This window comes from Parafrankia sp. EUN1f (assembly GCF_000177675.1).
Lineage (GTDB): Bacteria > Actinomycetota > Actinomycetes > Frankiales > Frankiaceae > Parafrankia.
The window spans coordinates 54,401-81,200 of record NZ_ADGX01000022.1; the positions used below are offsets into that span (position 1 = coordinate 54,401).

At 69.2% G+C, this 26,800-nt stretch carries 20 protein-coding genes and 1 pseudogene; 13 read left to right on the forward strand and 8 right to left on the reverse strand.

Translation table 11 applies throughout. The annotated features are described in order from the left end of the window. Nucleotides 1-23: 23 nt before the first annotated feature. Nucleotides 24-809 carry a FadR/GntR family transcriptional regulator gene (locus tag FREUN1FDRAFT_RS09245; RefSeq protein WP_232295118.1) on the reverse strand — a complete coding sequence of 262 codons (786 nt, stop codon included), beginning with the start codon at nucleotides 807-809 and terminating at the stop codon, nucleotides 24-26. A 280-nt stretch (nucleotides 810-1,089) separates the two neighbouring features. On the opposite strand from FREUN1FDRAFT_RS09245, the gene FREUN1FDRAFT_RS09250 reads away from it, so the two are divergent. The 4 genes from FREUN1FDRAFT_RS09250 to FREUN1FDRAFT_RS09265 all read left to right on the forward strand — a co-directional run bounded on the left by FREUN1FDRAFT_RS09250 (nucleotide 1,090) and on the right by FREUN1FDRAFT_RS09265 (nucleotide 8,544). Continuing rightward, nucleotides 1,090-1,971, forward strand: coding sequence for an alpha/beta fold hydrolase (locus FREUN1FDRAFT_RS09250; RefSeq protein ID WP_006539747.1), 882 nt, complete (start codon nucleotides 1,090-1,092; stop codon nucleotides 1,969-1,971). A gap of 333 nt (nucleotides 1,972-2,304) precedes the next feature. Next, nucleotides 2,305-3,468, forward strand: coding sequence for an amidohydrolase family protein (locus FREUN1FDRAFT_RS09255; protein ID WP_006539748.1), 1,164 nt, complete (start codon nucleotides 2,305-2,307; stop codon nucleotides 3,466-3,468). 422 nt (nucleotides 3,469-3,890) lie between these two features. Then, nucleotides 3,891-7,487: a DEAD/DEAH box helicase gene (locus FREUN1FDRAFT_RS09260; RefSeq protein ID WP_006539749.1), complete on the forward strand. Its 3,597-nt coding sequence runs from the start codon at nucleotides 3,891-3,893 to the stop codon at nucleotides 7,485-7,487. A 178-nt stretch (nucleotides 7,488-7,665) separates the two neighbouring features. Next, nucleotides 7,666-8,544, forward strand: coding sequence for a GH25 family lysozyme (locus FREUN1FDRAFT_RS09265; protein WP_006539750.1), 879 nt, complete (start codon nucleotides 7,666-7,668; stop codon nucleotides 8,542-8,544). 33 nt (nucleotides 8,545-8,577) lie between these two features. Here the strand turns inward: FREUN1FDRAFT_RS09265 and FREUN1FDRAFT_RS41270 are convergent, their stop codons facing one another. Both FREUN1FDRAFT_RS41270 and FREUN1FDRAFT_RS09275 read right to left on the reverse strand, forming a co-directional pair. Beyond that, on the reverse strand, nucleotides 8,578-9,267 hold the full coding sequence (locus FREUN1FDRAFT_RS41270; RefSeq protein ID WP_083828632.1) for a DUF2817 domain-containing protein: 690 nt from the start codon (nucleotides 9,265-9,267) through the stop codon (nucleotides 8,578-8,580). Nucleotides 9,268-9,357: 90 nt separating this feature from the next. Continuing rightward, nucleotides 9,358-9,693: a hypothetical protein gene (locus tag FREUN1FDRAFT_RS09275; protein ID WP_157474538.1), complete on the reverse strand. Its 336-nt coding sequence runs from the start codon at nucleotides 9,691-9,693 to the stop codon at nucleotides 9,358-9,360. A 385-nt stretch (nucleotides 9,694-10,078) separates the two neighbouring features. Between FREUN1FDRAFT_RS09275 and FREUN1FDRAFT_RS09280 the strand changes: the two genes are divergently transcribed. Both FREUN1FDRAFT_RS09280 and ddaH read left to right on the forward strand, forming a co-directional pair. After that, nucleotides 10,079-10,528 (forward strand): YdeI/OmpD-associated family protein, encoded by a 450-nt coding sequence (locus tag FREUN1FDRAFT_RS09280; protein ID WP_006539753.1) that lies wholly within the window; start codon nucleotides 10,079-10,081, stop codon nucleotides 10,526-10,528. A gap of 487 nt (nucleotides 10,529-11,015) precedes the next feature. Further along, nucleotides 11,016-11,831 (forward strand): dimethylargininase, encoded by an 816-nt coding sequence (ddaH, locus tag FREUN1FDRAFT_RS09285; protein WP_006539754.1) that lies wholly within the window; start codon nucleotides 11,016-11,018, stop codon nucleotides 11,829-11,831. 55 nt (nucleotides 11,832-11,886) lie between these two features. On the opposite strand, the gene FREUN1FDRAFT_RS09290 is transcribed toward ddaH, so the two are convergent. Further along, nucleotides 11,887-12,549, reverse strand: coding sequence for a TetR/AcrR family transcriptional regulator (locus tag FREUN1FDRAFT_RS09290; protein ID WP_035951046.1), 663 nt, complete (start codon nucleotides 12,547-12,549; stop codon nucleotides 11,887-11,889). 190 nt (nucleotides 12,550-12,739) lie between these two features. Here FREUN1FDRAFT_RS09290 and FREUN1FDRAFT_RS09295 point away from each other — a divergent pair, with 190 nt between their 5' ends. The 3 genes from FREUN1FDRAFT_RS09295 to FREUN1FDRAFT_RS09305 all read left to right on the forward strand — a co-directional run bounded on the left by FREUN1FDRAFT_RS09295 (nucleotide 12,740) and on the right by FREUN1FDRAFT_RS09305 (nucleotide 16,121). After that, nucleotides 12,740-14,902 carry a PKD domain-containing protein gene (locus tag FREUN1FDRAFT_RS09295; protein WP_006539756.1) on the forward strand — a complete coding sequence of 721 codons (2,163 nt, stop codon included), beginning with the start codon at nucleotides 12,740-12,742 and terminating at the stop codon, nucleotides 14,900-14,902. A gap of 144 nt (nucleotides 14,903-15,046) precedes the next feature. Continuing rightward, entirely contained in the window at nucleotides 15,047-15,676 is a 630-nt protein-coding gene (locus FREUN1FDRAFT_RS09300; protein WP_050795792.1) for a pyridoxamine 5'-phosphate oxidase family protein, read from the forward strand. Between the two features lie 49 nt (nucleotides 15,677-15,725). Next, nucleotides 15,726-16,121, forward strand: a complete 396-nt coding sequence (locus tag FREUN1FDRAFT_RS09305; protein ID WP_035951052.1) for an NUDIX domain-containing protein — start codon at nucleotides 15,726-15,728, stop codon at nucleotides 16,119-16,121. Nucleotides 16,122-16,199: 78 nt separating this feature from the next. On the opposite strand, the gene FREUN1FDRAFT_RS09310 is transcribed toward FREUN1FDRAFT_RS09305, so the two are convergent. Further along, complete coding sequence (locus FREUN1FDRAFT_RS09310) at nucleotides 16,200-16,790, reverse strand: HNH endonuclease family protein (RefSeq protein ID WP_157474541.1); 591 nt, start codon at nucleotides 16,788-16,790, stop codon at nucleotides 16,200-16,202. Nucleotides 16,791-17,098: 308 nt separating this feature from the next. Continuing rightward, nucleotides 17,099-18,265, reverse strand: coding sequence for a glycosyl hydrolase 53 family protein (locus FREUN1FDRAFT_RS09315; protein ID WP_232295119.1), 1,167 nt, complete (start codon nucleotides 18,263-18,265; stop codon nucleotides 17,099-17,101). 635 nt (nucleotides 18,266-18,900) lie between these two features. Between FREUN1FDRAFT_RS09315 and FREUN1FDRAFT_RS09320 the strand changes: the two genes are divergently transcribed. After that, a complete protein-coding gene (locus FREUN1FDRAFT_RS09320; RefSeq protein WP_006539761.1) occupies nucleotides 18,901-20,889 on the forward strand; it encodes a glycosyltransferase family 2 protein in 1,989 nt (662 codons plus the stop codon). A 21-nt stretch (nucleotides 20,890-20,910) separates the two neighbouring features. Here the strand turns inward: FREUN1FDRAFT_RS09320 and FREUN1FDRAFT_RS09325 are convergent, their stop codons facing one another. Beyond that, nucleotides 20,911-22,407, reverse strand: a complete 1,497-nt coding sequence (locus FREUN1FDRAFT_RS09325) for an NAD(P)/FAD-dependent oxidoreductase (RefSeq protein ID WP_006539762.1) — start codon at nucleotides 22,405-22,407, stop codon at nucleotides 20,911-20,913. A gap of 190 nt (nucleotides 22,408-22,597) precedes the next feature. Between FREUN1FDRAFT_RS09325 and FREUN1FDRAFT_RS09330 the strand changes: the two genes are divergently transcribed. Beyond that, nucleotides 22,598-23,209 (forward strand): TetR/AcrR family transcriptional regulator, encoded by a 612-nt coding sequence (locus FREUN1FDRAFT_RS09330; RefSeq protein ID WP_006539763.1) that lies wholly within the window; start codon nucleotides 22,598-22,600, stop codon nucleotides 23,207-23,209. Between the two features lie 108 nt (nucleotides 23,210-23,317). Here the strand turns inward: FREUN1FDRAFT_RS09330 and FREUN1FDRAFT_RS09335 are convergent, their stop codons facing one another. Continuing rightward, entirely contained in the window at nucleotides 23,318-24,934 is a 1,617-nt protein-coding gene (locus FREUN1FDRAFT_RS09335) for an NAD(P)/FAD-dependent oxidoreductase (RefSeq protein ID WP_006539764.1), read from the reverse strand. A gap of 199 nt (nucleotides 24,935-25,133) precedes the next feature. Here FREUN1FDRAFT_RS09335 and FREUN1FDRAFT_RS09340 point away from each other — a divergent pair, with 199 nt between their 5' ends. After that, nucleotides 25,134-26,396, forward strand: coding sequence for a cytochrome P450 (locus FREUN1FDRAFT_RS09340; RefSeq protein ID WP_006539765.1), 1,263 nt, complete (start codon nucleotides 25,134-25,136; stop codon nucleotides 26,394-26,396). A 37-nt stretch (nucleotides 26,397-26,433) separates the two neighbouring features. Beyond that, nucleotides 26,434-26,800, forward strand: a pseudogene (locus FREUN1FDRAFT_RS09345) (cytochrome P450); the annotation flags it as partial.

A 26,800-nucleotide genomic window follows, 5' to 3' on the forward strand; every position in this document is an offset into this window, starting at 1 on the left:
GCGACCGGCATCCGCGACGCTGGCTAGCGTGAGCGGGTGGGGGCGACCGACCCGGCGCGAGGGCGCTGCGTACCTGCTGTCGGCGCTTCCGCAAGATCGATCACTGTGGAGCCGTAGGTTCCGATCACTTCCTGTTGCATCTCGGTGATGTGCTTGCGCATCTCACGGTTTGCCCGATCACTGTCGCCGGCGGCGATCGCCGCGATGAGGCGCCGGTGAGACGCGATGGCCCGCCGTCTCATCTTCATGTTGTCGGGGTGGTCCTCGGTGTCGAGGATGACTCGGGCGACCCGGGACTCCTGGAAGCTCCAGACCGCCTCCAACGTGCCCGCGAGCAGCGTCATGGTCGTATTGCCGCACAGTTCGGTGAGTCGAAGGTGGAACGCCTGCGCCGCCTCGGTGAACGCCGAGGTCGTGGGGCACGTCGCGCTGTCGTCGACGAGGCGCGTGAGCTCGGCGACGACAGCTCGACGATCGGGCAGGCCGGCCGCCAACGAGGCGCAGCTCGGCTCGATCGCCAGCCGAGCGGTGGCCAGGTCCTCGTGCGTGACGCTGTGAGCCTTGAGGGTCAGTGCCAGGTGATATGCGGCGCTGGCGGCGGTGGGTCGCCTGACCACGCCACCGCCGACCTTCCCTCGTCGAATGCGAACGAGGCCTTCGGTCTCGAGAATCCGCAGTGCCTCACGCACGCTGGGCCTGCTCACCTGGAACTCGTCCTGCATGTCCGACTCGCGAGGGAGTTCGTCACCGTCGCGGAGCTCGCCACCCACGATCCGTCGCCGGACCTCGGCGGCAACGAGCTCTGCCACCTTCGGCACGTGGACGAGCGGCGCGCGGCGGTCAGCTGCAAGCTGCTGCTCGGACTGCCCCATGAGACGTCGACTCTAGCAGCCTCGTCCGCGCCCTACGAATAAAAGATATTTACTTGTCCTGCAGATGATCAATATATATGATTAAGATATTGAGATCGCCCGTTGAGATCATCACCTCGATGGGTGCCGGGAGCTGTCGTCATCCGGCGACGCCCGCGAGTCGTCGCCCTGAGGCCCGCACCGCGCGGGCAACCGTCGAGATGCCAGAGGGAGGGCCATGCCTGATCTCGAGATCGAGGTCAACGGCGGTGTCGTCGTCTATGAGTTCGTCGGGCCGGAGAACGGCGAGATCGTCGTCCTCACCCCGGGAGGCCGCTTCAGCAAGGACGTGGGTGGCCTGCACGAACTCGCCAACGCGCTGGCCGAAGGTGGCAAGCGGGTCCTGCTGTGGGACCGGCCGAACTGCGGCAGGTCCGACGTGCAGTTGTATGGGCGTTCGGAGTCGCACATGCGGGCCGAGACCCTCGGTCTGATGCTGCGGGCGCTCGGAGTGGAGCGGGTCATCGCGGCGGGCGGTTCCGGCGGCGCACGGGACTCGATCATCTTCACCATGAGGTGGCCTCAACTGGTCCGGAAACTGGCCTTGTGGTCGATCGTCGGTGGCACGTTCAGCACCATGTCGCTCGCGCAGGTGTACGTCATCAACGAGCTGCGCACGGTGCGAGCCAGGGGCATCGAGGGCGTCATGGAGACATCGGGCGCCGCGGGCGGCTGGGCCGAGGCCATCGCCGCGAATCCACGTAACAGAGATCGGCTGCTTGCTTTGGGGAGCGAGCAGTTCGAACGAGTTATGAACCGGTGGCTGGACGCGTTCGTGCCGAAGCCCAACGAGCCCATCCCCGGGGTAAGCGACTGGGAGTTCGACCAGATCAAGGTACCCACACTGATCATCCGCGGTGGCGAGAAAGATTACGACCACCCGAAGCGGACGTCGCTGGAAGTGCACTCACTCATCGAGGGATCCCGCCTGATCGAGCCTCCCTGGCCCGAGGACGCCTGGGAGCGCGCCGTCGCCGCGTCACTCGCGGGCACAGGCGACCTTTTCAGCCCGTGGGTGCTGGCGGCACCCGTCCTCCTGGAGTTCTTCGACGAACCGTGACAGGACGAGCCAGCTTGCTCGTGGGACCTCCAGTCCCGTGTCCGAGTCGGGTCCCCGGGCGACCGGTCACGGAGGCTGCTGCCGGGAGACGTCTACCGCGGCCGCAATCGGCTTTGGGCTTCGGAAGAACAACAGAACGAGCCTGCCGGCGGATCATTCCGCCCGAATGCACCCTTCTCGCCACTATGCGGCGCCCGTGGTGACGGATTCCCGCATGCCCGGGGAACCGTCCAGCGCAATGACCTCCGACCACCTCGCCGCGGACGAAATAATTGCCCATAAGAACCCATTCACCATTGCCCGCCACTCAGTCAAAGGCTAGCATCGGACACCATGACGAACAGTGATCTCTTCATCGTCGACTCCGACTCCCACTGGTCCGAACCCGCTGATCTTTTCACCAAGCGCGCACCGGCCGAGTTCCGCGACCGGGTTCCGCGCGTGGAGACGATCGACGGGCAACAGATGTGGGTCTTCGACGGAAAGCCTGTCGGAAACTACAGCGCCGGCGGCGTGATCGGCCGTGACGGCAAGAAGGAAAGCGCCGAAAAGGCCTTATTCGAGTGGACGATCGACGAGATCCACGTCGGCGCCTACGACCCGAAGGTCCGGCTCCAGGTCCTGGACGAGTGCGGCATCGACGCCCAGATCATCTTCCCGAGCACCATCGGGCTCGGGGGCCAGGGCCTCGGCCTGGCGGACGACGCCTCCCTCACCCGGCTGTCGATCGAGATCTACAACGACGCGATGGCGGAGATCCAGAGCGAGTCGGGCAACCGCCTGCTACCGCTGCCGCTGATGCCGGCATGGGACATCGACCTGTGTGTCAGCGAGGCGAAGCGGGTCGCGGCGCTGGGGGCGCGCGGGGTCAACATGACCTCGGACCCGCAGGACCTGGGTTCTCCGGACCTGGCGAACAGGGCCTGGGACCCGTTCTGGGAGACCTGCACCGAACTGCGGCTGCCAGTGCACTTCCACATCGGCGCCAGCATCACCGGCATGACGTTCTACGGGAAGTACCCGTGGGAGTCCCACGGCCCGAACACCAAGCTTGCGATCGGTGGCACGCTCCTTTTCATCGGTAACGCGCGGGTCGTGACAAACCTGATTCTTTCCGGTATCTTCGACCGCCACCCCGACCTGCAGACGGTGTCAGTGGAAAGCGGCGTGGGCTGGATCCCGTTCATTCTCGAAGCGCTCGACTACGAGATGGCGGAAAACGCTCCGGCAGAGCTCGCACAGCTGAAGAAGATGCCGTCGGACTACTTCCGCAGCAACATCTACGCCACATTCTGGTTCGAGAACAACCGAAACAGGCTGCCAGATCTCATCGAGGCAGTCGGCGAGGACCGGATCCTGTTCGAGACCGACTTCCCGCACCCGACCTGCCTCTACCCGGATCCGTTGCAGAGCGTCGAGACGAAGATGGCAACCCTGTCCCACGACGCGCGCGCAAAGATTCTCGGCGAGAACGCCAGGAAGCTCTACCGACTCTGAGTTCCAGTCAGCCAGCCACCAGCGCCGATTCACGCGGCCGACCCGATGGCAGTCGTACCCTCGCGCCAACCACCAGACCCCAGGCGGGCGCACAGCGCGGTGGTCAGCGCGCCTTCGGAGCATGTGCGAACCGCCTCAACACCGAGAACGGCGACGATCTAACACTCCCGGCGGCGTACGGGTTGGGCTACCACGCCTGGCCGCCGGGTATACGAGTCGTCATCCGGTGGGAACGCCCGCACCCCGGCTCCCAGCTGTGCGTCACCGACGGCCAGCACCGACGTCCAGCGCCGATGGCCGGCGCCGACGGCCTCGGCGGCTGATCGACGTGGATGTTCGGCGCGATCCAGGATGTCGGCCCGCGTGGTCTCCGCAGGTAGGGGGCATCTGCGCCGGGATGGGACGGGTTTAGCGTCGTACGCATGCTGCCCCTGGAGTTGCAGAACGTCGACCGGGGTCACCTGCGGGCCACCGTGGGTGACACCACCTACCGGCGTGGGCTGCAGTACGCGCAGCAGGGCGCCGTCCTCCAGATATCGTGGCGTCCGGCGGGAAACACCCTGGCCGGCGTGGTCGCGGGAAGCCACGGAGAGCGGTACCTGACCACCGTGCAGTTCACCGGCGTCGGCTCCGGAGAGCAGTGGTGGTTCGACATCGGGCGGTGCACCTGCCCGGTCGGCGTCGACTGCAAGCACGCCGTCGCGCTGGTGCTGGCGGCGGCCACCCGCGCCGGCGGTTCCGGTGCCGATGCCGGTTCGGGCGGTGCCGGCGGCACCCCTGCTCGCCGGTCTGGCGCCACCGATGCACGGGACTGGGCGTCCTCGATGTCGGCCCTGATCGGCGAACGGTCGGCCACGGACGAGCCGCACGGAACGACGCCGCTCGCCATCGAGCTGACGCTCTCCGCCGAGTCCGCCGGAGTGCCGGCGGCGCGGTCGAGCCGTGGCGGGCGGGCCCGTCGGCGCAGTGGTGCAAGGGGCGCCGCAGGTCACGGGGCTGATCGCGGCGGCGAGCCGTCAGTGGGTGTGCGGGCGCGACTGGTGAAGGCGGGGAAGACCGGCTGGATCAACGCGCTCCCGTGGTCGAAGCTGAACTCTCCGTACGGCGTCTACCAGCGCGACGGCTATCTCCCGGCGCACCTGCGAATTCTGCGGGAGATGTACGCCGTCTACCTTTCCGGGCAGGAGGAGACGGGGTACGGCGCCTATGTGTACGGCGACGTGAAATACCTCGACCTCGGCGCCTTCACGAGTCCGCGGTTGTGGCCGCTGCTCGACGAGGCCGCCGCGGCCGGGGTCCGGCTGGTGCACGGGAACCGGCGGCTCGGCGACATCGAGCGGTACGGTTCCGCGGAGCTGTGCCTGGACGTGACCTCAGCCGATGCCGAAAGCGAAGGCGATACCGAAGCCGGTGCCGGAGCCGGAGCGGGAGCCGCGGAGCTCACCGTCGCTCCCCTGCTGTGCCTGACCGACGTCGACGCGGACGCTGACGCGGATGCGGCGTTTGCGGTGGCGACGATCGCGTTTATCGGCGATCACGGCGTCGTGGGTATCGACGGGGCGGAGATCGCGGCCACGGATCGTCCTGAGGACTGGCACCTGCGGCTCGTCCGGCTGAGCGTGCCGGCCTCCGCCGCGCTGATCCAGCTGACGATGGCGACCGAGGTTCTGCGGATTCCGGCCGCCGAGCGGCCGCGATTCGTCGACGAGTTCTACCCGCGGCTGCGCCGGGTGGCCCGGATCATCTCCAGCGACGGTTCGTTCGAGCCGCCGGTGATCACACCTCCGGAGCTGGTGATGCGGGCGGATTTCGGCCCGGGCCACGCCGTCGAGATCGCCTGGGAGTGGGCCTACATGGTCGGCGGCGCCCGGCAGCGCACACCGCTGCTCAGCGACAGCGCCACCACCACCACCACCACCGCCACGGGCGGGTTCCGTGACGAGGTGGCCGAGGCCGAGATTCTCGCCGGGCTGCGGCTGCCACCGGGGTCCACCACGCTGCTGTCACCGGGCGGGGGTGGCGATGTGCCCTGGCCGCCGGACGCCGAGTACGTCTCGTCCGATCCGGTGCGCCTCGCTGGTGTCGAGACGATGCGGTTCGCCACCGGGCTGCTCCCGCTGCTCACCGAGGTCGACGGTCTCACCGTCGAGGTCGGTGGGCGTCCCGCGGACTACCGCGAAGCCGGGGAGCTGCTGCGGATCGAGGTGTCGACGGACGACGTCCCGGGTGAGACGGACTGGTTCGACCTCGGTGTCGCCGTCACGCTGGCCGGGCGCGAGATCCCGTTCGCGGCGCTGCTGGCGGCGCTGAGCCGGCAGGAGTCCCACCTGCTGCTCGACGACGGGGCCTACCTCAGCCTGGACCGGCCGGACCTGCGCGCGCTGCGCACCCTGGTCGAGGAGGCGAAGGCGCTGCGGGACGCCCCCGGCGCCGGCGCTGGTTCCGGCTCCGGCTCCGGCTCCGGCTCCGGCGGGGAGCTGCGCATCAGCCGCTTCCAGGCCGGGCTGTGGGAGGAGCTCACCGGCATCGGCGTGGTCGTGCGCCAGGCGGAGGCGTGGCGCCGGCAGGTGTCGGGCCTGCTGGCACTCGACGCCGCCGGTGCCAAGGAGCCGCCGGAGACTCTCCAGGCCACGCTGCGGCCCTACCAGGCGGACGGGTTCCGCTGGCTGACCTTCCTGTGGGGATGCCAGCTCGGCGGCATCCTCGCCGACGACATGGGGCTCGGCAAGACGGTGCAGTCACTGGCGCTGATCTGCCACGCCCGCGAGACCGACCCGGGGCAGCCGCCGTTCCTCATCGTCGCGCCGACGAGCGTGGTGGCGAACTGGGCCGCGGAGGCCGCCCGGTTCGCGCCGTCGCTGCGGGTGGCGGCCGTCACCGACACGCTGCGTCGCCGCGGCGAGAGCCTCCCCGAGATCATCGCGGGCGCCGATGTGGTCGTGACGTCCTACACGCTTTTCCGCCTCGATATCGAGGCGTATTCAGCTGTCTCCTGGGCCGGCCTGGTTCTCGACGAGGCGCAGACCGTCAAGAACCACCAGTCGAAGGCGTACCAGTGTGCGCGGCTGCTGCCCGCGCCGTTCAAGCTGGCGGTCACCGGAACGCCGCTGGAGAACAATGTGATGGAGCTGTGGTCGCTGTTGTCGATCACCGCGCCGGGGCTTTTCCCGAACCGCGGCCGGTTCGACGCCTACTACGCCCGCCGGATCGAGAAGCAGGGTGACGCCGAGCGTCTGGCGCAGCTGCGGCGCCGGATCCGACCGCTGATGCTGCGGCGCACCAAGGAACAGGTCGCGCCGGAGCTTCCCGCCAAGCAGGAGCAGATCCTGGAGGTCGAGCTGCACACGCGGCACCGGCGGATCTACCAGACCCATCTGCAGCGTGAACGGCAGAAGATCCTGGGCCTCATCGGCGACCTGAACCGCAACCGGTTCACCATCCTGCGGTCGCTCACGGCGCTGCGGCAGCTCAGCCTGCACGCCGGCCTTGTGGACGACGAGCACGACGACACGCCCAGCGCGAAGATCGACGTCCTGCTCGAGCAGCTGCGGGACGTCGCCGACGGCGGGCACCGGGCCCTCGTCTTCAGCCAGTTCACCCGGTTCCTCGGCAGGGTCCGGGAGACACTCACCGCCGCCGGCATCGAACACTGCTATCTCGACGGCTCGACCCGCGACCGTGCCGGGGTCCTGCGGCGGTTCAAGGAAGGTTCCGCGCCGGTCTTCCTCATCAGTCTCAAGGCGGGCGGATCCGGGCTGAACCTGACCGAGGCGGACTACTGCTTCCTGCTCGATCCCTGGTGGAACCCGGCGACCGAGGCGCAGGCGGTGGACCGTACACACCGCATCGGCCAGTCCCGCAATGTCATGGTGTACCGGCTCGTCGCCAGGGACACCATCGAGGAGAAGGTGATGGCGCTGAAGGCACGCAAGGCCGAGCTGTTCTCCGGCGTGATGGACAGTGGCGAGTTCGTCGACACGGCGCTGGACGCCGACGACATCCGCCAGCTCCTGTCCTGACATCGGGGACATTCCCGAAACAGAGCCGCAGCACGGATCCACATGGCGGGTCCACCGCGAAGAACCCGCCGTGCTTCAGGTCCGCTCCTCGCGGGCATCAGGCAGAGTACACGCGCTTTGGTCCGCGTTTTCGGACACCAGGCCACGGATCGGAACGGCACGGACTCCGGGGGGAGACATGCTGCACTTCTCCGATATCTCAGTGCACAACACCTTCTTCAACGCAGACGTTTACAAGAACGCCGGCCACAACCTGATCATAATAAAGGCGACCGAGGGGGCGACCTACGTCAACGAAAGATGGGAGGGGTGGGTCAAGGACGCCCGCCGTGCCGGGCTACGCGTCGGCCACTACCACTTCGCCTCCATACGGGACAGCGCGGACCAGGCAACACACTTCCTGAACGTGGTGAACCGGAACTACCGCAACGACGACATCCTGGTGCTCGACCTGGAAAAGGCGTCGCTCCCGGCCGCTCGCCGCGGCGCCCTGGCCCGCGACTTCCTCGACAGGGTGCCAGGCGAGAAGTGGCTTTATTCAGGAATATACTATCTCCAGGAGGGAGGGGTGAAGCCTTTCGGCACACCTCTCTGGCTCGCCTCCTACACCGACACCTGGCGAGACAGCCTGCTCCCGCATGGTTGGGACAAACAGACGTTGGTGGCATGGCAGTACACGTCCACGGGCTCGGTCTCGGGCATCGGGCGGGCCACCGGAGGGGTCGACTACAACGAGTGGTATCCGACCCGCGCGCAGCCGGCCAATCGTTTTCACGGGTACCCGGTGCTGCGCCAGGACGCCCGGGATCCGCACCGCAGTACCGGCTTCCCCGACCGGAGCGCTCCGGTACAGACGCTCCAGCGCGCCCTGAACAGGGCGTTGAAGCGCCAGGAGGGGACCCCGGAGTGGCTGAATCCGGACGGCGATTTCGGGCCGGTGACCCATCAGGTCGTGCTGCACTACCAGCAGGAGAAGGCCCTGGCCGCCGACGGCGTGGTCGGTAGCCTGACGTGGTCGAGCCTGGACTCCGCTCTCGACGCGGAGGAGCACGGCTGACGACCAGGCCGGAGGATGACCGGTCGGAGGCCGCTATCCCGCGGCCAGACCGGTTACGGCGGCCGTGATCCCGGCCAGGCCGCGGTCGAGGATCTCGGCGCGCCAGGTCTCCTCCGGCGGGTCGAACGCCGCCCGGACAAGCCCGGCCACGCGCGCGACCTGTTCCTCGGCCGCCTCGGCGCGGTGCAGCCAGAGCCAGTTGTCGGCCTGCAGCGCCCGCAGGACCGTGATCGCGTCCTGGGTGCCGAACTCCAGGGTGATCGCGGTCAGCTCGGTGCCGGGCAGCTCGTCCATCAGTGCCCGCGCGGAGTTCCCGCCGATGCGCGTCGAGCTGGACGTCCCATCGTCGGAGTCCGTCAGCGCCGGCTCGTACCAGGCGCGAGCCCGGTCGAACGCGGCCGGGTCCTCGCCGCCGCGGAAGATCGGCTCCGCGGCACCGCGCGCCCCCAGACCGGTGTGCAGGTCGAGGTAGGCGATCCGGTCGTAGCCCGTCAGGTGCTCGCGGATGATCGATCGCCAGGTCGTGTTCGACCAGCAGGGCTCGGCGCCGCCGTAGAACAGGCCGTCGGGGTGGTGGTACTGACCGGCTGTGATCGCGAGCTGGGTGGCACGCTCCCCCGCCGCGGCGAGGTGCGCGAAGATGCGCTCGTCGGCCGCGGCGTGCGCGGGACCCTCCCAGTCGGCCCGCGGGCCTCGGCGTAGGTGGTGGAGAAGTACATCCAGCCCTCCAGACGATCGCGGGGCGCGGCTCGGGCGGGTTCGGGTTCGGGTTCAGGTTCGGGGCGGTTCCGCGGAACCGCGGAACCGCCGTGTTCAGGCCGGTTCCGCGGAACCGCCATCCGCCACCGCGGCAGCCGGGACGGACTGCAGCGGCGGCGCCGCCACGGGTTCTGCGCGGCGGCCGCGGATCTGGCCGAGCGCGGTGACGGCTGCCGTGATGCCGATGAGCAGAGCGAACAGCCCGCGGTACCCGGCCGAGCCGACGACGGCCCCGGCGACCAGCGGGAAGACCAGGATCGCCACCTCGAACAGCAGGCCCGCCATCGGCAGCATCCGGGCTCGTTCGGCGGGCCCGGCGAGGTTCACCGCCCGCGCCTGGAAGGCCGGCAGCCCCAGGCCGTAGGTGCAGCCCAGCGCGAGAGAGGCCACGCAGTAGAACACCGGACTCGAGCCGACGAAGACGAACGCGGTAGGGCCCGATGAGCAGCAGGACCCCGTAGGCGGACGAGGCGAACAGCACGCACCCGATCAACAGCCCGAGAACAGCCTTCTCGGCCGGCGATCGCCGCTGTCTGCCCGACGCGGTCTGGGCGGTCGTGATGGTGTCGCCCTCCACTCCCACCCGATGGAGCCGCAGTCACGCCAACACAGAAGCCTGCAAACATAATTTGCGGATCAACTATAGCCTTTTTCCCGTATCTACGGAACACATGCGCAGGCTTTCGGTGTCAGGCGTGAAGCCCGCGTACGTCCGGTATGCGATCTTTTACGCATTCAGCCATCCGAGGCGCCCGCACACCACGACAATGCCCGGATGGCTGGAGACGACGCGGGCCCAGAGCTCCCGGTCGAGCTCACCGACGCGCTGCGGCGTGCCCCCGACGCCTGGGATCAGTGGTCACAGCAGAGCGACGAGCTGCGACGGACCTACGTCCAGTGGGTGGCCGGTGGGCACGGACGGCCAGCGCGCCGGCGGCGGGCCCGCCGGACGGCGGAATACACCGCCCGCGGCGTTCTCATCCGATCGGTGCAGCCAGCCCGGGAACGCAGCGTCTCCCGCGAGATCGGTGCGGCGGTCCTGTGGTGGATGATCACCACCCTCGCGGTCGGCGCCATCGAGCTGCTGCTGGCGAAACTGCTCTCAGAGCGGTTCTCCTGGACGGACCTGCGCCACCTCGCCTGGACGTCCGCCTTCACGGCCATCGGGGTCGCCGCGCCGGCCCTGTGGCGCCACCGCCGGGCGCCCGTCGACCCCGCCGGATGACGCCTGGGCACAGCCCCGGGTTCCGTTGGAAATCTGACACTCATGGCTGGTTTTCGTGGCAGGTTCGGCTGTCGCGTTCGCGTGCCTATAGGGCTCCTCGTGGCCTTCCACGGAACGCCTGTTGACTCCACCGGAGGTACTGGCTCCGCAAGCCCCCGCCCGCATCGTCGGCCTCCACCAGACGCAGCGCGGATCCGGCACGGATCCAGACACGGCGCGGGTGGGACGGGGCGGCGGACCTCGGGGGGCTGATCCGTGGCGGTGACCGCGGTCCCGGCGAGCCGGTCCCGTCAGCGCCCGAGCCTCGCTTCAGACACTGGTGTCACTTCTCCCGACCGGCGCAGGCGCTCGCGCGACCGGCGCAGGCGCTCGCGCGAAATGCGGCCTGTCACCCGACTCGCGGTGGTCGCACCAGGGAACACGCGCCACGCCCGTAAGAATGGACGGGGACAGGGACACCCGCACCCGAGGCGCTCCAGGAGGGCCTATGCAGCGGACCGCCACCAGCCGCCACTACCTCATGGTCGAGCCGACGTACTTCGACGTCGAGTACTCGATCAACCCCTGGATGCACCCGGAGCTGCCGACCTACCCCAAGGTCGCGCTCGAGCAGTGGTCCACGCTGCGCGACCTGTATCTCGAGCTCGGGCACCGGGTGGACGTCCTCGAACCCCGCCCCGGCCTGCCCGACATGGTGTTCTCCGCCAACGGCGCGACCGTCGTCGACGGGCGGGTCCTCGTCGCGCGGTTCCGCCATCCGCAGCGGCGCCCCGAATCCGACGTGTTCCGCGGCTGGTTCACCGACCACGGGTTCAGCGTGGTCCGCCAGGCACAGTGGACGAACGAGGGCGAGGGCGACTGCCTGACCGCCGGGGCCCACATCCTGGCCGGTTCCGGCTTCCGGACGACCCCCGAAGCCCACACGGAGATCCAGGAGTTCCTCGGTCTGCCGACGGTCGGCCTCACCCTGACCGACCCGCGCTACTACCACCTGGACACCGCCCTCGCCGTCCTCGACGACGACCTGATCATGTACAACCCGCAGGCCTTCAGCGCCGACAGCATCCGCCGGCTGCAGGAGCTCTACCCGGACGCCATCACCGCCTCCGCCGACGACGCCGAGGCGTTCGGCCTCAACGCCGTCTCGGACGGTCGTCACGTCGTGCTCCCCCACGGCGCCACCGGGGTGATCGCACAGCTGCGCGAACGCGGCTTCGAACCGATCGGCGTGGACATGTCCGAGCTGCAGAAGGCCGGCGGCGGCCCGAAATGCTGCACCCTGGAGCTGCGCGGCACCGCCTGATCCGGCCAGGCCTCGGCCCGCCCCGCCCCAGCCCCAGCCCCAGGCTGGGGCACGTTCAGATACCGGTCGGCGGCTCCAGCACCGCACGGGTCGCCTCCATCCAGTTCTGGCCGGAGAGCCTGCGCAACGCGCTGACGAGGGTCGCCCCCAGATCGAAATCCGGGGTGATGAGCCACTGGGCCTGCAGACCCTCCCAGGTCGCCACGAACTGTCGAGCGACCTCGACCGGGTCGAGGCTCGGGTGGGCCTGCCCGCCGCGCTGGCGGTCCGCGACCAGCCGGGCGTACGTCTCGACGGCCACCCGGTAATGCTGGGCGAAGTAGGCCTCCGCGGGGTGGCCCGGGATCGCGGCGAGGCCGGAGAGAACGGCCCGTAGCCGCAACACGGGCTCGCGACCGGCAGCGCCCCGCACGTGTGCGGCGAGCGTGTCGAGGTCGAGCCCGGGCAGGCCGGCCCCGGGCGGCACGCCGTCCTGTTCGGCCTGGGCCACGGCCACCTCGTCGTCCCGCTCCAGCGCGGCCACCAGCAGATGATCTTTGCTCGGGTAGTGGTACAGGACCGTGGCCTCGCTGGCGGCGACGCGCCTGGCCACCTCGGCGATCGTCACCTGGGCGTGCCCCTTCTCCATGACGAGGTCGAGGACCGCCGCGGCGATCTCTCGTCGGCGCCCGGCCGTCCGGGCGTAGCGGCCGCGCGAGCGGCTGGACGTCGATGCCATGTACCGAGCATCGCCCATCCCAACTCTGATCTGACATGAAGGTCCCGGGGCCTATCCTCGCCCGAAAAGTTTGTTTTGTACCTTTGCTTCTCCTTGCTGGCGACTCATCTTTATGGTTCGCTCAGTTTTCATAACGATCAAGATCGACGATCGGTGGCGAGGAAGTGAAGGAAGTGAAGGAAGCCCTGTGATGAGGTCATTCAGAAAGCCCACGCCTCACGGCCGGACGATCCGGCTCGTCGCGGTCGCGCTCGCAGCGGGCCTGCTCACCGCCGCCTGCACATCGGACGGAAAGCCCGACGCCGACGCCACACCCGCGGCGACCGCGTCGTGGAAGAGCAACGTCGGGCGTCCCTTACAGATCTCGACGCCGCTACCCGGCCAGCCGTGCCGGACCAGGGATGACGGCACGCCCGTGGTCACCGGCTCCTGCGTCGACCCGAAGCTGAACCAGCCCTACGTCGACAAGGACGAGCGCCGCTCGGTCACCGACCCGGAGACCAAGGTCAAGGTCGACTTCCGCTACGTGCACGGAGGCTTCAGCGGGACCGAGGCGACCTTCGCCTTCTACTTCCCGGAGCGCTACGCCGGGCGGTTCTTCCAGTACACCTACCCGACCCTGACCACGGACGACGCGGGGCCGGCCACGATCGCGTTCGCCCTCTCGAACGGCGCCTACCTGGTCCGCACCAACAACGCCGGCGGCCTGCCGAAGGCCGGCGAGCTGGGCGGCTACCGCGCGAACGCGGCCGCCGCGAACCTCTCGCGCACCGTCGCCGCCCAGGTGTACGCCGACTCCGCCAGGCCCCGCGGCTACATCTACGGCGCCAGCGGCGGCGCCTACCAGACCATCGGCGCCCTGGAGAACACCGAAGGCGTGTGGGATGGCGGCGTGCCCATCGTCCCAGGCACCCCGAACGCGATTCCGAGCAGCATGACCACGCAACTGCTGGCGCTGCGGGTGCTTCGTGACAAGCTCCCCCAGATCGTGGACGCGATGGAGCCCGGCGGCAGCGGCGATCCCTACGCCGGGCTGAACACCGAACAGCGGGCGGTGCTCAGGGAGGCCACCCGCCTCGGGTTCTCCCCGCGCGGCTGGTGGGACCACGCCGAGATGGACGGCGGCGCCTTCTACGCGGTGGCCGGTGGGGTCCGCATCCTCGACCCGACCTACGTCGACGACTTCTGGAGCAAGCCCGGCTACGCGGGAACCGATCCGGCGTCCTCGGCCGGCACCGCCCGCTTCCAGTACGACGCCGAGGTGACGGAGCTGGTCGGGAGCCCTCCGACGGGGCTGCGGCTGTCCGGGGTGCCGACCGGTGACCTGACCGGCGCGGACATCGTCGTCACCAGCGGCGCCGCGACCGGCAAGTCCGTCATCGCCGCGGGCTCTAAAGGCACCGAGGTCACCTTCCGCAAGGATGCGGACGCCGCCACGGCTGCCGCGATCGGCGCGATCCGTCCCGGCGACCACGTGCGCCTCGACAACTCGTGGCTGCTCGCGCTGCAGTACTACCAGCGCTATCAGGTTCCCTCGGCGGACATGTACGGCTGGAACCAGTTCCGCGGCTCGGACGGCGCGCCGCTGTATCCGCAGCGGCCGATCCTCGCCGGGCCGACCTTCGCCCAGGCGGCGAGCGGGGCCGTGCCGACCGGGAAGTTCCACGGAAAAATGATCATGCTCGCCTCGCTGCTGGACGTCGAGGCGTTCCCCTGGCCCGCGGACTGGTACCGCACCCAGGCACAGACCACCCTCGGCTCAGGGCTGAACGACAGCTACCGCCTGTGGTACATGGACAACGCGGTGCACGGCTCACCGCGCGACGACGCCGCCGAGACGCATGCCGTCAGCTACGGCGGCGAGGCCCAGCAGGCCCTGCTCGACCTGGACGCCTGGGTCACCCAGGGCACCGCACCGCCCGCCAGCAGCACGTACACCGTCGACGGCGACTCTCAGGTGAACCTCGCACCCACCGCCGAGCAGCGGAAGGGAGTACAGCCCGTCGTCAACCTGACCATCAGCAAGGTCGGCACCCGGGAGATCAGGCCGGCGGCGGTGCGTGCCGACGCGAGACCGGATGAGGCCGTCACCCTCGCCGTCTCCACCCAGGCACCGCCCGGCAGCGGGAAGATCGTCAGCATCGAATGGGACTTCGACGGAAGAGGCACATTCCCGGACCAGTCCAAAATCAACAAGCCCGACAGTTCCGTCCAGACGTCCATCAGCCACACCTTCACCAGGCCCGGGACGTATTTTGCGGTCGTGCGGGTGACATCCGAACGCAACGGCGATGCGGCGGCGCCCTACACGCTCGTTCAGAACATCGCCCGCGCCCGGGTCATCGTCAGGTAGGCCGGACCGACCAAGGCAGCTTCAGCGCCGGCACGCCGGCACGCCGCGGTGCCGCAGCAGTGCGGCACCGCGGCACCGCGGCGTTCGTGCGGTCGGCAGGAAAAGCAGTCGTCACGGGCTCGGGTGGCGGGACAGAATCCCCCCATGCTGACACCCTCACGGAGCGCCCAGCGGGTGACCAGAGACCGCGCCGCGGTACACGCCGTGCTCGACGAGGCGCTGACCTGCCACGTCGGTTTCACCGTCGAGGGCCGACCGCACGTGCTGCCGACCCTCCACGCGCGGATCGGCGAAACACTGTATGTCCACGGTTCGACCGCGGCCCGCCTGCTCACCGCTGCGCGGCCGGAACCGCTGCCCGTGTGCGTGACGGTCTCGCTGCTCGACGGCCTGGTCCTCGCGAGGTCGGCCTTCCACCATTCGCTCAACTACCGTTCCGTCATCATCCACGGGAACGCCGAGTACGTTCTCGACCCCGCGGCGAAGGAACGGGCGCTGGCCGCACTCGTCGACCGGGTGGCGGTCGCCCGTTCGACCCAGTGCCGCCCGCCCACCTCGAAGGAGCTGGCGGCGACCGCCGTGCTCGCCCTCGACCTGGACGCCGAATCGACGGACGTCGCGCTCAAGGCCCGCACCGGGCCACCGAACGACGACGAGGCCGACCTCGACCTGGGCTATTGGGCAGGCGTGATCCCGCTCCGCCTCACCGCCGGTTCCGCGGAACCGGCCTGTGACCTGCCCACGCCCTCCGGCCTGGCCCCCTCGTTGCGCTGACCTGGCTCGGCCGAGCCCCCGCGCCGGACGCTCTGGCAGCATCAAAGCCGTGGCACAAAGACAGGCAGTGGTGGCCGTGCTGACCAGAGCCGGGCGGGTCCTCGTCATCGAGCGGGGGCCACGGACGGAGCGATCCGGCTACTGGGCGCCGCCGAGCGGGCGCATCGAGCCCGGTGAAAGCCAGGAGGAAGCACTGGTCCGGGAGGTCAGAGAAGAGGTCGGGCTCACCGTGACCCCCGGCGCCAAGGTCTGGGAATGCGACACCGACAACGGAACCTTCCGGCTGCACTGGTGGACGGCACCGGCCGAGACCGGCGAGCTCGCACTCGACCCGGACGAAGCAAGCGCCGCCCGCTGGGTCACCCCGGCCGAGTTCCTCGAGCTGGAACCCACCTTCGCCGGCGACCACCCGTTTTTCGTAGAGGTTCTCCCGGGCCTGCTCTGACCGCGCCGCGACCTGGCTGCCCGCGGGTTCGGATGTGGGCAGCCAGGCGAAGTCAGGCGGAAATCAGTTCTGAAGGGCTCAGCAGGTGCCGAGCATGGTGGTCAGGGCGGACTTCTCCGCGCTGTCGACGGTGAGGTTGTAGTAGTACTTCACCTGGACCCACGCACGCGCGTAGGTGCAGCGGAACGAGGTGAGCGACGGCTGCCACTCGGCCGGGTCCTTGTCGCCCTTCGACTGGTTGACGTTGTCGGTGACCGCCCACAGCTCGGGGCCGCCGAGGTCGTTGGCGTAGGTCTGGCGCTGCGCCGTGGTCCAGGCCCAGGCGCCGGACGCCCACGCCTCCGCCAGCGGCACCATGTGGTCGATGTCGACGTCGGAGGCGGACGTCCAGGTCGCGCCGTCGTACGGGCTGTACCAGGAGCCGGAGGTCGCCGCGCAGCTGCTGTTCACTACGACACCGGTGCCGTCACGCTTCAGGACCTGCTCGCGGGTGTTGCAGGCGCCGGAGATCGTGATCCAGTGCGGGAAGAGGTCACGGTCGTAGGTGGAGGAGTGCGACTCGGCGGCGACGGTCAGGGAGTTCAGCCGGCTCAGTGCGGTGCTTGCCGAGGGGATGTTCGGGGGCGTCGCATTCGCCGGCGCGGCGGCGAGGAGCACGCCGACCAGCATGGCAACGACGGCGACAGCCGCCGTCTTGAAGACACGAGGGGACACCACGCTCTCCTGACTGGCCCCGCCGGGGCCGGAGGGAATTCCGGTCCAGGTCCGGCGAAACCCGTCCAGGAGAATCCCAGACAACCGATCAGGCAGAGCAACCCGAGAGCGAATATGCAGTAAATCTTCGCGGCGCATTTCAACCGGACGTGAAACTGGGTCCGAAAACCGCAAAACCGAGATGAATCCTTGGTTTTGATCAGGAGCGCGGCCGCGAAACCCGGCGCCTCCGATGCCTCCGCTGCCTCCGCGTGCGCCCGGGATCAGCTCTCGCCCGCCGCCGCGGGCTCGGTGGCCGCGAAGGCGTTGAGGCTGGGCAGCGCGTTGCCATCGCGATCGAACATCGCCAGGTTCGCCGCCGGCATCGGTTCGCCGGGTTTCGGGCTCACGGTGAGCCACGCCGGTTCCCACACGAAGAAGCCCAGGCCACGATGGTCGGGCACGTCACGCAGGATCTGGCGCAGCTGGGTGAGGAACTGTTCCTGGCCGGCTGGTGTTGCCGGCAGGGCGGCGCCGTCCGGTAGCTGGTCGGGGGTGCTTACCCAGTCACCGGGCTTCGCCGCGGCCAGGCTCCGCGGGTAGGCCGTCTCCGCGATGAGGATTCCGCGGTGGTAGCGGGAGGCGAGCATGTCGAGGTTCGCGCGCAGGGCGGCCAGCGAGCCGTTCCAGAACGGGTAGTAGCTCAGGCCGATGATGTCGAAGGATGCGGCACCGGCCTGGATCAGGCTGTCGAAGAAATAGCGGGACAGGCCGCTGTCCCCGCCGCTGTCGACATGAAGGACCACCGGGAGATGCCGGCCCGGCGCGCCTTCGCGGGCACCGGCGATGGCGCTGTTCAGCAGGGCCGCGAGCCTCGCCCATCCGTCCGCGGTGCCGGCCCGGACGGAGCCCAGCGGCCAGAGGATTCCGTTGGTGATTTCATTGCCGATCTGGATCATATCGATCGGGGTGCCCTGCGCGGCGAACCTCGACACGAGATCCCGGGTGTAATCGCCGATTCTCTGCTTCATGGCCGCCAGGTCGGACCGGGGCCATGACGCCGGCGGTTCCTGCGCGTGCGGATCGGCCCAGAAATCCGAGTAGTGCGGCACCAGCATGATTTTCAGCCCGGCGCCGCGCGCTCTCCTGGCGAGTGTCAGCGCCGATTTCTCGTCGCTGTAACCGGCGGGCGGGTTGACCCAGACCCGCAGCCGGACGTAGTTCCCGCCGTGGGCGGCGAGTATCCGCTCGATGGGACGCCGCTGCCCGCCGTCAGACAGGGCGGTGCCGGCGGCCTCCTCCTGCAGGGTGAAGGAGATGTCGGCGCCGCGGACACCGAGGACCTCCGCCGAGCGCGCACCTGGCCCACTCAGCACTGTGACCAGCACCGACACCACCGCGAGAACGAAGACCAGGATCAGCGGCAGGGCTACCCGCGCAGGTGGGGCCACCCGCACGGTCCGTCCCCGCATCGGTGCCCGCCCCCTCCCGGCCGACCGGCCCGCGGGCTCCGCGATCTCGGGGCCCAGGGCCCGCGCGACCGCCCGGGCCCTACGGACAACGCCTCAGGTCTCGCAAGATACCTGGCCACGAAAAGCTTTCCCCATCCAGTCGAAAGTGATCTCAGCTATCGCCGCCAGCAGCGGCGAATGTGAGCAGAAAAACAGAGTGACCTGCGTTACCTGATTACGCCCCGGCGCCGGAGAGCGTCCGTCTGGCAGCGGTGTGCATCAATTTTGCCAAGCCGTCCCGGATGGCCTAGCGTGACTATCCATCCGGACTACGCCGATCTATTCCTCGGCTCTCGATCGGATGCGGGAGGGGGCTGGACGTTGCGACGAGAGTTCATTCGTCGACTACTCGCGCGTTCAGACCGACGGGTCCGGGAAATGTGACCTGCGTCATTCATCGGCAGCCCACCTGGGCTGCCAGCAGGCGAATCCGCCACACCGCGGGAAGTTCTTTCGCACCTGCCGCGGGCCCTGGCACCTGTCCGCGCATTCGGTGACCCCGAGACCGTCCAGCCGCTCGCTCGTTGTTTTTCGCCGCGTGATCAATGGTGCGTGGTTCGTGGGGGGAGAGACTGGTGCGTAGCCCGCTGCGTGACGGTACGACGTCGGCGTATTCGGCCGGACCCGGGCCCGGTGCAGGCATCAGGGCCGCGGTGCCTCATCAGGCCGAGGCCGCGGTGCCCTCCCAGGCCGAGGCTGCGACGTCCTTCCTGGATCTGGATGACGTCACGGTGCTGCTCTCGGTCGGTGGTGTCGACCAGGTAACCGTGCCGGTACAGCGGCGTCCGCGGGTGCCGAGCCGCGGCCGCGGGCGGACGGCGGCGGCCGACGGTGCTGGAATTCGGGTCCGGGCGGTGGCCGTGATGAGTCGGTCGCAGGCGTGGCAGTACCGGCTGGTCGTGGTCTGCTGGGTCGCCGCGGTCGTCTTCTTCTGGCAGTGGTGGCTGCGGCCGGGCAACATCGGCTCCCCGCCGCTGTTCGTGTTGATGTCGCTGTCCCTCTTCTACGTCGGCACGTTCCTCGCGACGATGTACCTGATCTTCGTGGGAAACATGCGGCGGCCCCTTCGCATCCCGGTGCGGCGGGCGGAGGATGCCGGGGCGATCGGCCGGGTCGCGGTGGTCAGCCTGACCGTTCCCGGCTCGGAGTCGCTGGAGATCGTCCGGCGTCAGCTGGTCGCGATGAGCCGCATCACCTATCCGCACGACAGCTGGATCCTGGTGGACAAGGTCCCCTCGCCGGACATCGAGGAGATGGCCCGCTCGGTCGGCGTCCGATATTTCTGCCGGCATGACGAGGCCCGCTGGGGGAAGTCGGGTGTGGCGGGCTGGAACCGGCGCTTCCCGCCCTTCAAGCGCAAGACGAAGGCCGGGAACGTCAACGCCTGGCTCGATGCCCACGGCCACGAGTACAGCCATTTCACCCAGCTTGACATCGATCACATTCCCAACCCGGACTACCTGCACCAGGTCCTCGGCTACTTCGCCGACCCGAAGGTGAAGTGGGTCCAGGCACCGAGCGTCTACGGCAACTTCGAGCACTGGACGGCCCGCGGCGCCGCCGAGCAGGAGCTGGGCCTGCAGGGCCCGCTGCAGATGGGCTTCTACGGCTTCTCCCGGACTCCCTTCATCATCGGTTCCCACTGCACCTACGACACCGCGGCGATCCGTGAGATCGGCGGTTTCCAGCCGACCCGGGCCGAGGATCATCTCGACACGGTCTGCCTCGCCGCGCGCGGGTATCAGGGTGTCTTCGTCCCCGACGTCATCGCGGTGGGCGACGGGCCGGAGACGTTCGAGACCTATCTTTCGCAGCAGTTCGCCTGGGCCTATTCGATGATCGAGGTTCTGCTGTGGCACACACCGCGCCTGCTGCGGAACTACCGGCCACGGCAGGCGGTTCAGTTCCTCTTCTCGCAGACCTGGTACACCTTCTGGTGCCTGTCTATGGTGACCCTCTTCGCGCTGCCGCTGGCGGCGCTGTGCCTGAACTGGCGCATCGCGACGATTCACTACCTGGAGTTCATCGTCCACAGCCTGCCGCTGAGCGCGGTCGGGGCGGGTGTCTGGTGGTGGAGCCGGCCGTGGCACGTACCGCGCCGGGTGCGTCTCACCTGGCGCGGAATCGTGCTGCACGCGGCCCGCTGGGTGATCGTCCTTTCCGCGCTGGTACAGGTCGTGATGCGGGTCAAGAAGCCGTACATGATCACCAAGAAGGGTGTCGGTGACGACGCCGGCGCCATGTCGCTGCGGCTCGTCGCTCCCTACATCGCCATGGTCGTGCTGCCTTTGGTGGTCTGCTGGTTTCACCTCGCCGTCTACGACGAGGGCGCGACGGCGGGGTATCTCCTGTTCGCCCTGCAGGACACGCTGGTGTTCCTGCTGGTGCTGGGCTTCGTCGTGGCGCAGGAGGTCCGGGCCGCGCCGGGCAGCAGCGCGCCTTTCGCCATGCGGCTGCGCCGCCAGGCCCGTCCGTTGCTGACGACGGGCCTGCTCGCCGCCGCGGCAGTGGTCACCGCGGTCGCCTGCTGGCCCCCGATCTGGGACGCGATCTCGGCGATCTGAGCCCTGCCCCAGGGGCCGTCTCTACCGGCGCGGGATGATCGGTGCGTCGCGGCCGGTTCCGCCGGTCGCCCGCGCTCTCGCGCCGGTGGTCGACTTCTCCTCGTGATATTCCTGTTCGACGTTGACCTCCCACACGTCGTGCTCGGTGCCGTCAAGAATGTTCTCGACGGTGCGCATGGCGGTCAGCATCGAATGGTCGGCGTTGTTGTACCGGTGCATTCCGTTGCGGCCGACCGGGTACACGTTCGGAGCGTTCTCCTCCAGCCAGCGCCGCATGATGTCGACGTTGCGCCGGTAGTACTGGTCGTAGGTGGGGTATGCCTTGGGAACCCGCACGACATAGCCGGTCTCGACCATGCCAGGGCGGACCAGCCCGAGTGCTTCCAGCTCCGCGGTTGCGAGCGCGACCAGCTCGCTGTCGGGCTTCGTCCACATGTCGTCGCCCTCGAACACGAAGAACTCCAGGCCGAGGCAGGTGCGGCCCTCCTTGACCAGATACGGCGACCATGACCCGTAGTTCTGGATACGGCCGACCCGAACTCCTGGATCGTGGATGTAGATCCAGTTGTCCGGGAAGCTGAACTCCTGCGGCACGATCAGCGCGACCGTCAGATAGTCGCGGTAACGCAGATCGTCCGCTGCCGCCAGGACGTCCGCCGGCGGGGGCGGGTCGATGCTTTTGAGCAGTGCCGACATCGGCATCGAGGAGATGAGGTGGTCGGCGGGCACCCGGTGGTGCTGCCCGGACCCGGTGGTGACGGTGACGGCGACGGCTCGCCCGTCGGCCCGGTGGATCGTCGTCACCGCGGAGTTCATGACGACCTCTCCGCCCATCTTCTCCACCTTGCGGGCGGCCTCCTCCCACATCATCCCCGGTCCAAGCTTCGGGTAGCGGAACTCCTCGATGAGGCTGGTGATGTTCTTCTGGTTGCGCTTCGGGAGGACCGCGTTCACGATCGCCGCGGAGAGGGAGAGGTTCTTCACGCGCTGGGCGGCCCAGTCCACGGGCATCTCACTGACCGGGATTCCCCACACTTTCTCCGTGTAGGTCTTGAAGAACGTCCGGTAGAGGCGCCAGCCGAACCTGGCCACCAGCCACGACTCGTAGTTGGCGTCCCGGTCTCGCGGCGGACGGATCCTGGCCCGCAGATAGGACCCGATGGCGAGGGCAGCCTCGCGCGGCCCGAGATTACCGAGGGCGTTCAGCGACCGCAGCGGGTAGTCGTAAAGCTTGCCCTGGTAGTAGATCCGGCTCATCCGTGGCCGGAGCAGGAAGTCGTCGGCGGGCAGAATCTCGTTCCAGAGCGCCTCCACCTCAGCCACCTTGGTGAAGAACCGGTGCCCGCCGATGTCGAACCGCCAGCCGTCACGCACGACGGTGCGGCTGATCCCGCCGACGACGTCGTCGGCCTCGAAGACCGTCACCGCCGCGCCGCGGGCGGCGAGCTGGTAGGCGGCGGTCAGCCCCGCGGGGCCGGCACCGATGACGGCGGTGTGCGAACGCTCAGCCTCGGTCAATTCGTCTCCTTCGGCAGGGCCCCGTGGTGGCCGGCGACGCCGCGCCCACGCACCCGGAGCGCCAATCAGGACGTGATCGTCTAGAATTTTAGACAGGAGCGTCCAAGACTAGGCTGAAGGGGTGCCCGAGCGAGTCCCACCAGCCCCACGTGCGCCCGCACGGGGCCGCCCGGCCAAACGTGAAGCGATCATGGCTGCGGCGTTGGAACTCTTCGTCCGCCAGGGCTATGCGTCCACCACTCTGGAGGACGTCGCCGCGGCCACACCGGTCTCCCGCCAGACCATCTACAACCACTTCGGCGACAAGGAGACCCTGTTCCTCTCCGTCATCGATGAGCATCTCAGCGCGACGCTGGAGACCTTGCGCGAGGCGACAGCGCACTTCCCCAGTGAGCTGCCCGACCCCGAGGTCTATCTGAACGAGCTGGCGCGCCGGATCATGGCGACCTTCCTCCACCCGCGCACCGCCGCGCTGCGGCTTCTCCTACAGACCGAGGGACCGCGAAATCCGCAGCTGACGCAGCTGTGGCGCCAGCGCGTCGCCGCGCCCGTCTGGTCGGAGCTGATCGGCCAGCTCGCTCGCCTCGCCCACGGCGGCGCGCTGCTCATCGACGACCCGGCCCGGGCGGCGGGCCACTTCGTCGCCCTGGTCAACGGCACCGTCTGGGAGATGACCGAGCTCGGCACGTTCGCCGTCTACCACCCGCCCGAGCTCGACGATCCCGCCCTCGACGCTGCTCTGCGCTCCGCGGTGGGGCTCTTCGTCCGCGGCTACGCCCCGGGCGACCGCCCCGCCGGCTGAGGGGAACCCGCGCCGCCACGCAGCGCCGCCAACTCATACCAATAGAGAAAAATGGTCCTGGCAATCCGCAAGAAGTGAGGATTTCGGTCGTTACAGAAGCCGAAATCCTCATTTCTTGCTCGACAGCAGCGGCAGCCAGCGGGCCCGGATCAGCCGATTCTCACCGGGAGGCCCGGGCCGCCGCGGCGTCCGGCGACCCTTCGAAACGGCCGACGCACCGGTGCGTGGAGTGGGGACGGAGGCGGAGAAGCCGTGGCGCAGGATGCGGGCGATCATCGGCGGCCGCAGCAGGCTGGAGGGTGGCTCCACCAGGTTCGCCAGGCGCATGAAGGTCCGGGCGACGGTGGGGTCCAGGTGCGCGGCGATGTGAGCGCGGCGGATGTAGGCGTTCATGATCCGGACCCGCGGGGTGCGGTTGCCGACGACGCCCGGGTAGTTCAGGTCGGCGTTGGTCGACATCTGCCAGGCGAACTCGATGCGGGTGACAGCCTCCTGGTAGAAGCGCCGCGGCAGGTCGGCGCGGCCCGCGCGCAGGCAGCCGGCGAGCGCCTCGGCCTGCTGGGCGGCGACGGTCATCCCCTGCGCGTAGATCGGGTTGAGGCTGCAGGCGGCGTCGCCGATGACGAGGAAGCCCTCGGGCGGCGCGGCCAGCCGCTCGAAGAAGCGGCGCACCGATCCGCGGAACCGGTGTGGGACGGGGTCCTCCAGCGGCCGGGCGGTGGAGACGATCTGGTGGACGTCCGGCACCGGCATGGTGGACGCGAACGCCTGGAAGCCGGCCTCGTCGAGGGGTGGGTGGTCGCCGAGCATGCCGCCGAGGGTGACGTGCCAGCGGTTGCCCTCGAGCACGATCGCGCCGCCGCCGCGCCAGCCCGGCATGGTCGAGACGACCACACCGAGGTCACCGTCGAGGTGCTCCGGGCGGCGTTCGTAGGTGCGTGAGGCGTAGCCCAGGTCGATGTCGATGCGTTCCTCGGCCGGCCGGTCGCAGCCGATCTCGGCAAGCCAGTCGGGAGCGCGCGACGCCCGCCCGGTCGCGTCGACGACGAGGTCGGCCGCGATGACGGTCCCGCCGCGGGAGCCCTGGGACGCGTCCTGGCCGTTGCCGGCTGCGTCCTGGATGAGGCGGGCTGCGTCATGGCCGAGGTGGGGCGCGTCCTGGCCGTTGCGGGGTGCATTCTGGCCGAGGTGGTCGATCGCGGCGGCGGTGGCCGCGTCCGTGGCCGTGACCCGCACGCCCACCACCCGCCGCGCGCCGTCGGGTGCGGCGGGTACGGCGACCAGGCCGGACGCGGAGACACCCGCATGGATCTCCACCCCGGGCATCGCGGCGGTGCGGGCCCGCAGGGTGCTTTCCAGCAGCGGCCGGCTGGCCAGCACCGTGGTGAGGCCGGTGGACGTCGGATGGACCCGCAGGCCGCTGAGGTACCAGCGGGATCGGGTCAGGACCTCGGTGGTCGGCGCACCGAGGCCGACGAGCTCCGCGGTCACCCCGGGATACAGGTCCTCGATGATCCGGCGGCCACGTTCCATGAGCCCGTGCAGGTGGCGGCCCTGCGCGGTGCCGCGGCGCTGGAGCACCCCGGTGAGCTCGTCGCGGTCGAGCACCACCACCTGCTCGTAGCTGTCGGCGAGGACTCGGGCGGCGAGGATGCCCGCGATGCTCGCTCCGAGCACCACCGCCCGCCCACGGCGCTCCGAGCTGGAGCTACCTGCGTCTGCCACATCGCCCTCCACAGCTGTCGGCCTGCGATCAGCAGCGCGACCCACAAGGATTCAGCAGCGAAATCCTGCCCATCGCGAAAATCGGCGGTCAAGGTGCTCGACCGAAATCAATCACATTATGAAAACCGCCTATCGTTCGCCGTCTCGATACCCGGCGCCTTACGGTTTTCGCACGGCTTTCCGCAGCAGGAGGTTCTCGGTGGACGCGTCAGCCGCATCACCCGGCGTATCAGACACGGTCGACCTGACCGAGACCATTCTCTCGCTGTTCGGCCTGGACCACCGGGCCGACCCCTATCCGCTGTGCCGGAGCCTGCGTGAGGCCGGCCCGCTGCACCGCACGCCGCTGGGCCTGTATCTGCTGACCCGGCACAGCGACTGCGTGGCCGTCCTGCAGAACTCGGCCTGGAGCCACGCCGACGAGGCAGCGCAGCTGCACGGGGACGTCGAGGCGCATGAGGCGGCCTCCGAGCTGCCGACCTCGTTCCTCTGGATGGACCCGCCGGACCACACCAGGCTGCGCCGGCTGGTCGGGAAGGCCTTCACCCCGCGGCTGATCGCCGGCCTGCGGCCACGCATCGAACGGCTCGTCGACAACCTGCTCGACACCGCGCTGGCCGCGGGCGAGTTCGACCTCATCGAGACGATCGCCTACCCGCTGCCGCTCACCGTCGTCTGCGAGCTGGTCGGGGTGCCGGCCGCCGACCACGCGCTCGTCCAGCAGTGGTCCCAGTGGCTGGGACGCGGCTTCGACCCGGATGCCCTGCTCACCCCGCAGGAGCGGGCTGAGCGCAGCACGGCGGCCCGCGACTTCCAGGCCTACTTCCGGGAGCTCATCGACGAGCGTAAGCGCCAGCCCGCGGACGACCTGCTCAGCGCGCTCGCCGCCGTCGAGGACCAGGGCGACGTGCTGACCGAGCTGGAGCTGCTGACGTCCTGTGTGACGACGCTGGTCGCCGGCCACGAGACCACGGTGAACCTGGTCGGCAACGGCATCCTCGCGCTGCTGCGCAATCCCGACCAGGTCCAGGTGCTGCGCGATCGGCCCGATCTCGTCCCGGCCGCGGTGGAGGAGCTCCTGCGCTACGACCCGCCGGTGCATCTGACCACCCGGTCGGCCACCCGGCCGCTGACCATCGGCGGGCGCACGTTCGCCGAGGGTGAGGGAGTCGTCGTTCTCATCAACTCGGCGAACCGTGACCCGGCGGCGTTCCACGATCCGGACCGCCTCGACGTCACCCGGTTCCACCAGCGGACCCCGGTCCCGCCGCACCAGCTGGCGTTCAGCCTCGGCATCCACTACTGCCTCGGCGCCCCGCTCGCGCTGCTGGAGATGGAGATCCTGCTCGACCGCCTGCTGCGCCGGGCCCGGACGCTCGAACTGCTCGACGACGACCCGCCCTACAAGCCGAACATCGTCGTTCGTGGTCTGGCCGCCCTCCAGATGGCCGCCCGGACCTGACACCGATCTCCTGACACCGATCTCGGAGGGAGGACCGATGGCCTCGACCCTGCCCGCGGACGACGTCACCCGGATCCTGCTGGATCTGTTCAGCCCGGCGAACCGCGCCGACCCCTACCCGCTGTTCGCGCAGCTGCGCGAGGGCGGGCCGGTACACGAGACGCCGCTCGGCATCCGGCTGGTGACCCGGCACGCGGAATGCACCGCGGTGCTGCAGAACCCGTCCTGGGGGCACAACCAGGGTCCGGACGGCGCGTTCCGGGGCGGCGACTCGTTTCTTTTCATGAACCCGCCGCAGCACACCCGGCTGCGGGGAATGGTCAGCAGGACCTTCACCCCGCGCATGATCTCGGGGCTGGCGCCGCGCATCGAGCGGCTCGTCGACCAGCTGCTGGACGCGATGG